Annotated in this window: 6 protein-coding genes, 2 tRNA genes and 1 pseudogene; 4 read left to right on the top strand and 5 right to left on the bottom strand. The window is 63.1% G+C overall.

What is annotated here, in order from left to right:
* Positions 1 to 164 precede the first annotated feature (164 nt).
* From GUY60_RS32600 to GUY60_RS32590, 3 genes are all read right to left on the bottom strand, one after another.
* A complete protein-coding gene (locus GUY60_RS32600; RefSeq protein WP_161704462.1) occupies positions 165 to 491 on the bottom strand; it encodes a GYD domain-containing protein in 327 nt (108 codons plus the stop codon).
* A gap of 432 nt (positions 492 to 923) precedes the next feature.
* Entirely contained in the window at positions 924 to 1,574 is a 651-nt protein-coding gene (locus tag GUY60_RS40010; RefSeq protein WP_161704460.1) for an MAE_28990/MAE_18760 family HEPN-like nuclease, read from the bottom strand.
* The gene (locus GUY60_RS32590; protein WP_161704458.1) at positions 1,574 to 2,710 is read right to left on the bottom strand and encodes a DUF262 domain-containing protein; all 1,137 of its coding nucleotides are present in this window, start codon (positions 2,708 to 2,710) and stop codon (positions 1,574 to 1,576) included. Before GUY60_RS32590 ends, GUY60_RS40010 begins: the two co-directional genes overlap by 1 nt.
* 472 nt (positions 2,711 to 3,182) lie before the next feature.
* Here GUY60_RS32590 and GUY60_RS32585 point away from each other — a divergent pair, with 472 nt between their 5' ends.
* The 4 genes and pseudogenes from GUY60_RS32585 (at position 3,183) to GUY60_RS32570 (ending at position 5,487) form a co-directional block, all read left to right on the top strand.
* On the top strand, positions 3,183 to 3,425 hold the full coding sequence (locus tag GUY60_RS32585) for an HD domain-containing protein (protein ID WP_246235943.1): 243 nt from the start codon (positions 3,183 to 3,185) through the stop codon (positions 3,423 to 3,425).
* Positions 3,401 to 4,130: pseudogene (gene repSA, locus GUY60_RS32580) on the top strand (replication initiator protein RepSA); the annotation flags it as partial. The gene GUY60_RS32585 and the pseudogene repSA, both read left to right, overlap by 25 nt.
* Positions 4,127 to 4,342, top strand: coding sequence for an excisionase family DNA-binding protein (locus GUY60_RS32575; protein WP_161704456.1), 216 nt, complete (start codon positions 4,127 to 4,129; stop codon positions 4,340 to 4,342). The pseudogene repSA and the gene GUY60_RS32575, both read left to right, overlap by 4 nt.
* Positions 4,339 to 5,487, top strand: a complete 1,149-nt coding sequence (locus tag GUY60_RS32570) for a site-specific integrase (protein WP_161704454.1) — start codon at positions 4,339 to 4,341, stop codon at positions 5,485 to 5,487. The genes GUY60_RS32575 and GUY60_RS32570 overlap by 4 nt, the downstream gene beginning before the upstream one ends.
* Before the next feature lie 94 nt (positions 5,488 to 5,581).
* Here GUY60_RS32570 and GUY60_RS32565 read toward each other — a convergent pair.
* Positions 5,582 to 5,654, bottom strand: a tRNA-Arg gene (locus GUY60_RS32565).
* A 198-nt stretch (positions 5,655 to 5,852) separates the two neighbouring features.
* A tRNA-Ser gene (locus tag GUY60_RS32560) sits at positions 5,853 to 5,943 on the bottom strand.
* Positions 5,944 to 6,132 lie beyond the last annotated feature (189 nt).

The following is a 6,132-nucleotide window of genomic DNA, read 5'->3' as shown; positions in this document are numbered from 1 at the left end:
CCCCTCGACCCACCGCACCCCCGCACACCACCACGCCATACCCCCAGCATGCTCCCCGCCACTGACAACCCACCCCGCGTCCGCGGCAACCGGAAGAGGCCCCGGACTCTGGTCCGGGGCCTCTCAGGAGGTCGGTCATCGGCGGTCATTCAGACCGCTACGCGCTACGCGCCGGGTTTCCGGTACTGAACCTGCCCGGCTTTACGCAGGGCCTCCATGGTTTCGTCGATGGTCAGGAGAACGGTCGTCTCGTACGAACTGAGTGCGCCGCCTCCGCTGATCGCCAGCGCGACCGAGGCCATGGAGACGTTGTCAGGGGCCTCCCACAGGTTGTAGCCGTCGCGAGTCCCGAACGCGTACCAGAAGCCGTGCAGCTTGCCGCCGACGGACTCGATGTACGACTGAGCGGCCTTGGCCCGGTCCTCGGGGTGGCCGATGAGCCTCGCCCAGGTCTCCGGCGTGTAGCTGAACCTCGACAGATAGAGCGGCATCATGTCTCCCTTTCGTCCATCAAGGGATGCCCCGCAGGCCGGGCTACGCCCCGAGACCGCCCGCGCATCCCCCGAACGGCCGGGATGCGCGGACATGCCGACAACGCAAGAGGCCCGGACTCTCGTCCGGGCCTCTTGTCTATGTGCACTCGGCAGGATTCGAACCTGCAACCTTCTGATCCGTAGATCTGGCAGGATCGGTCAGGGACGGTCAGGGACGGTCTTACCCGGTGTGGAACCCGAGAGGGGTATTAACGGACGGGGATGGTTGCTGCGGTTGCGATACTTCGCTGCTGTACAGCAACATCCCGGCGGGGGTGACCATGCAATGGCATCAGTTGGTGCGGCTTGGGGCTGGACCGAGCTGTCCAGCGCCTCGGCCAACATGGCCAGCCGGTGCTCCTTGGGCAGGTCCTGGAGCGCTGCTGCACCCTAGATTTCCTTGGACCTTCGGTATGCCTGATTCTCGGCTGCGGCACTAACTGTATTGCGCACAAAATCCATAATGCCGAGCACTTCCAAATGGAGCTCTTCGTACGAGTCGGCATCGACGCTAAGGTACTGCCCATGAGCTATCTCATTTCGCACCCTTAGAAGCTCATAATCGATCAGCCTTGTTTTGGTCTGAATGGGAGAAGCGTCTAGGCCAAGCGATTCGAATAGATCGAAGCATCTGGAGCTATTCAAGTTGGACTGGGTGTCCACACCTCGACGCCAAGGAATTTGCGCTCGTACTGTATCTCCTGAAAGTAGCGCCTGTGCCCTTCGCACGATTCGCCGGGTCGCGGACAAGCCCTCTTGAGAGTCCAGCGTCGACTCATGCCCAAGTGCAACAAAGGCGGGGTGGAGCTCACCGTAGGTCAAACGGCGACGCCCGACGTAATGGAGATACATCGATAGGCAGTGCTTCGTATACCCCTCCCAGTGTGCATACAGAAGAGGTACACCAGCACGACAGAGAGCGCGTTGAGTGGGACTTTCGGATGTTGCCCTTCGAATAGTACTGAGGTAACTGTGAAGTTCGCTGCGGCGCCAAGCCAGATCCTCGTCCAGTGCATCCTGGAGCTCAATCAGCGTCCGCACTAATCCCCCAGGGAAAAGACCTTTTGGCCAACCTCGAACATATACGGGATGCGGAGGTCTGCCGACTTTCCTGCGCCTGTCCGATTCTGGAATGTCTCGTCTTTCCAAACGGCCTGCACCCTCTGACGCAGAAGCTTAGGCCGGACGCCATCGTCTAGCTGTTTCCACTGCTCATAGTTGAGCCCCAAGCCGGTTGTTACCGCTTCAAACGCAGAAACTGTGAACCGGCCGCTGTACTTAGACTTTACTGCATCGTACCGCTTAAAAGAGGATTCCCCCAGGGCTTCATTGAGCCAAGAGAAGATGTCTACAAAGCGCTTCTGCTCGAAATCTCGATCGAAATCTGAAGAGTCGATGAAACTACGCATTCGGGAAGTCAGAAACTCGCCCACGTCAGCGAGACCGGAAAGGCCTGACCGCTGCGCGGTAACGATAGAGAGGTAGCGTAGTGCGAGTTCAACACCGTAAGCCTCCTCCTCCTGCCTTTCGCTAATGCTGACGGTTTGCGCAAATTCGGGTCCTTGCGCAAGCTGCTGGAGCCACCTGAAGAACGTGGGGTCCAACATCACGGCAAGACAGTTGCGCGCCTCCTGTTCGGAGAGGTGAGCACCACTATTTAGCCGCTGAAACAAATCGAACTTCGCCTGCTCATCGCTTGTATGTTCAACGATCTGGAAGTCAAGCCGAGCACGCTTAAAAAAGCGTTGTTGAGCTTCGGAGAGGGCGGTGCTGTTTTCGCCATCAGAAGGGGTCAATGATTCATTCCACACCACACCCTCAAGGCTCTTTAGGTAGTCTCCAGACGTCAGGGGCTCAGGGGCGTCAAGGTCGCCGTCGTCTTTTCGCAGTGCCCCCATAAAGCGAAAGAGGGTCGACAGTCGCTGAACTCCATCTACGACATCCCATACCCCGTCTTTTCGCGCCGCAACAAAAATGGGCGGAATAGGGATTCCGAGAAACACACTTTCAATGAGGCGGGATTGTTGTTGGATCCCCCACCGGAAGATCCTTTGAAATTCGGGATGAATCTCTAGATCTGCATTCTCGTACATGGATAGGGCTTCATTAATCGCCATGCTGTAACGGTCGGTGTGAATCTCCCGAGACCGTTTCACAATCTCTTCCTGCAGTCCCACTCGATCCTCCTTAAACTCCATCTGTTTTGGCACGTGGACCCCTCCCGTATCGCCCTCTACCGATCATTATGGACTGCATCGCGGCTGTTCGGGCCTCGGTTGACTGAAGTGCTGCACCAGACATCCAGGCCGATGGAGCAGGTTTGGCCGGTGGCCTGCCCGGGCTGGAGTCGAGCATGATCAGGGGGCCGTACGCTGGTTGGCCACTCGGTCAGCTCTTGAGCCTGACCGCAAAGTGATCGAGTGGCCCCTGGTCTTGCTCGACGCCGGGTCCCTGACCGGGGAGGTGGGTAAAGCCGTGGAGCCGGCCGCCCCAGCCACACGGCTTTTCTCTGACCTTCGCCCGCCGCACGCAGCGCGCCGACGGGCGCGGCCAGCCGGGGCGCAGACATGAGGCAGGCCGCGCCGCCATGCTCCGGACCACCTGGTGCGGGCTGTCGGCCGTCAGTGCCCTCGGCTGGGGCGGTAACTCATGCCTTCTGCACTGGACACGCCGCAAGGGGCCGCCGAGCTTGCCGAGCCCCTGCTGCCGCCGCTCGGAAACCTTTGGCTGCACACGCACGCCGTCGCCGCCCGCGCCCAGGAGGCTTCACCGGCAGTGCCCGAGGGGGAGCGAGATCTCCTCGTCGCCGCCGCATGGCTGCACGACATCGGCTATGCACCGGAGTTGAAGAAGACCGGCTTCCATCCGCAGCCCTGCACTTCCACGCCGTGATCCGCATCGACGGCCCGGACGGCCCCGAGACTCCGCCCCCGTCCTGGGCAACGGTCGCCCTCCTCACGGACGCGATCCGCTTCGCCGCCGGCCACTCCTACACCAGCGTCAGCGTCCCGGCCGCCGCCGACCAACCAGCCCGGTCCTTCCGTTGGGGTCGGCAGCTCGACGTCCCGCCCGGTCCAGGCCTTCGGCGACGGCTCCGACATCACTGAACAGGCCGTCGCCTCGTACGTAGCGAAGTACGCCACCAAGGCAGCGGAGAACACCGGCACCCTGGACCGGCGCATCGGCGAACTCGCTGAGCTGGACCGCCACCAGGTCCCCGACCATGCCCGCCGCCTCATCGAGGCCTGCAAGCACCTCGACCCCTTCTATCCCGAACGGCGACTCTGGGCCTGGGCCCACATGCTCGGCTTCCGCGGCCACTTCAGCTCCAAGTCCCGCCGCTACTCGACCACCCTCGGCAAACTCCGGCAGGCCCGAGCCGACTTCCGCGCCGCCCAAGAACGCGAAGCCCTCGGCCTCGAAGACCGCGAACCGAGCACAGTCCTGGTCCTCGCCGACTGGCAGTACGCCGGCCACGGCCACACCCCCGGCGAATCAGCCCTCGCCGCAACCATCGCCCGCGGCCTCCAACTCAACCGCGACACCGCCCGCGGAGCCCTGCATGACCAACTCACCCTGGAAGGAGTCACCGCATGACCACCACTGTGATCGAAGGGAAGTGGCACACCACAGCAGAGGTCGCCGACATGCTCGGCTTCGGCCTCTCCAAGACCAAGATGCTGGTGCTCACCGGGGAGATCCGCTCGGTGAAGGTCGGCCGCAACCGGCGGATCTTTCCGAGCTGGGTGGACGAGTACATCCAGCGCGTCACCACCGACACCGCCGACGTCGAAGGCTGGGCAGCATGAGCGGCAAGCGCAGCAACGGCGAAGGCTCCATCTACCCGTACAAGAACGGCTACGCGGCTTACGTCTGGGTCACCAAGCCCGACGGCAAGCTGGCCCGCAAGTACGCCTACGGCAAGACCCGCGATGAGGTCCACGAGAAGTGGCTCAACCTCCACGCCGAAGCGAGGCAAGGCCCGGTCGCCACCCGACACCGCACCCTGTCCGCCTTCCTCTCGTACTGGCTCGACTCGATCGTGAAGCCCAACCTCGCCCCGCTGTCGTACGTTTCGTACGAGGGTTACGTCCGGCTCTACATCGCCCCGCACCTCGGCACGAAGCGACTCGACAAACTCATGGTCCGGGACGTCCGCTGCGCGATTGGCGGGTGCTGCGAGTCGTACCCGTCCCGCCGAGTGATCCAGGGCTCCCGTGACGCGCTACGGGCGGCCCTGACCCACGCCGTGACCGAGGAAGAGATCCCGAAGAACGTCGCCGCCTTGGTGAAGGTCCCCAAGCCCCGCCGCCAACGGATCAAGCCGTGGTCCGTCGCCGAGGCCGGCCGTTTCCTCGCAGATGCAGCCGCCCGCGACGACCACCTGTTCGCCACCTGGGTTCTCGTGCTCTGCCTCGGCCTTCGCCGCGGTGAGGTCCTGGGCCTGACGTGGAAGTCCGTCGACCTCGAAACCGGGGAGCTGTACGTGGACCACCAGATCCAGCGGGCGGGTCGCCAGATCCTGCACCGCGAGACCAAGACCGAGGACTCAGACGACTACCTGCCGCTGCCCGCCCTCTGCCTCAAGGCCCTGCGGATGCGTCGCGCTCAGCAGATCGGCGACCGGAAGGCGGCCGGTGAACTGTGGCAGGGCAGCCATGACCTGATCTTCACCACGAAGTACGGCACCCCCATCGAACCGGGGAACCTGACCCGCATGTTCGCCCTACGAGCCAAGCGCGCCGGCCTCCGCGTGATCCCGCTGCGGAATACCCGGCACACCTGCAGCTCGCTCCTGGTCGCCCTCAAGGTGCACCCGAAGGTGGCCCAGCGCATCCTCCGGCACTCGCAGATCGCCATGACGATGGAGGTCTACGCCGAGGCGAGCGAGGAAGAAGTACGGAAAGCCATCGGCAAGCTGTCCGATGCGATGAGCGGCACAGGGACCGCCTGACGGCTGACGCCGATCACCACGGTTGCTGTACTTCGCTGCTGTACGGCCCCAACGCAAGAGGCCCCCGGATCACTCCGGGGGCCTCTCACCTGTGTGCACTCGGCAGGATTCGAACCTGCAACCTTCTGATCCGTAGTCAGATGCTCTATCCGTTAAGCTACGAGTGCTTGTTTTGTTTTCTGTCTTCGCTTCCCGGGCTTTCGGCCCGCTCGCGGCGACAGGAAGAACATTACATGACTGCCGTCGCCATGTGAAATCCGTATGGCTCACCCCTTGTGACCTGCGGAAAGACACCCACAGTCACGGTCAGGCCCTAGACGCACCGAAGCCCCGGTCCATCAGGACCGGGGCTTCGGATCTTGCTGCGGAGGCGGAGGGATTTGAACCCTCGATGGGCTTTAAGACCCAAACCGCATTAGCAGTGCGGCGCCATAGACCGGACTAGGCGACGCCTCCAGCACGACCGCGCTTGCGCGCGGTGCGTTGCAGATGATGACACAGCCCAGTGGGGTGTCACCAATCGCCCCCCACGGTACTAGGCGGTGCGGCGGCAGGGCAAAGCGTTACGGCGGCCCGGCCTGCGCCGATGCTCCCGGGGCTCGGCGCAGGAGCGAGGCGGGGCCGGCGCAGGAGCGAGGCAGGGGG

The sequence above is a fragment of the Streptomyces boluensis genome (genome assembly GCF_009908195.1).
Classification (GTDB): domain Bacteria; phylum Actinomycetota; class Actinomycetes; order Streptomycetales; family Streptomycetaceae; genus Streptomyces; species Streptomyces boluensis.
The sequence above is the reverse complement of the archived record's forward strand: the minus strand, read 5'-3'. Positions and strand labels throughout refer to the sequence as shown.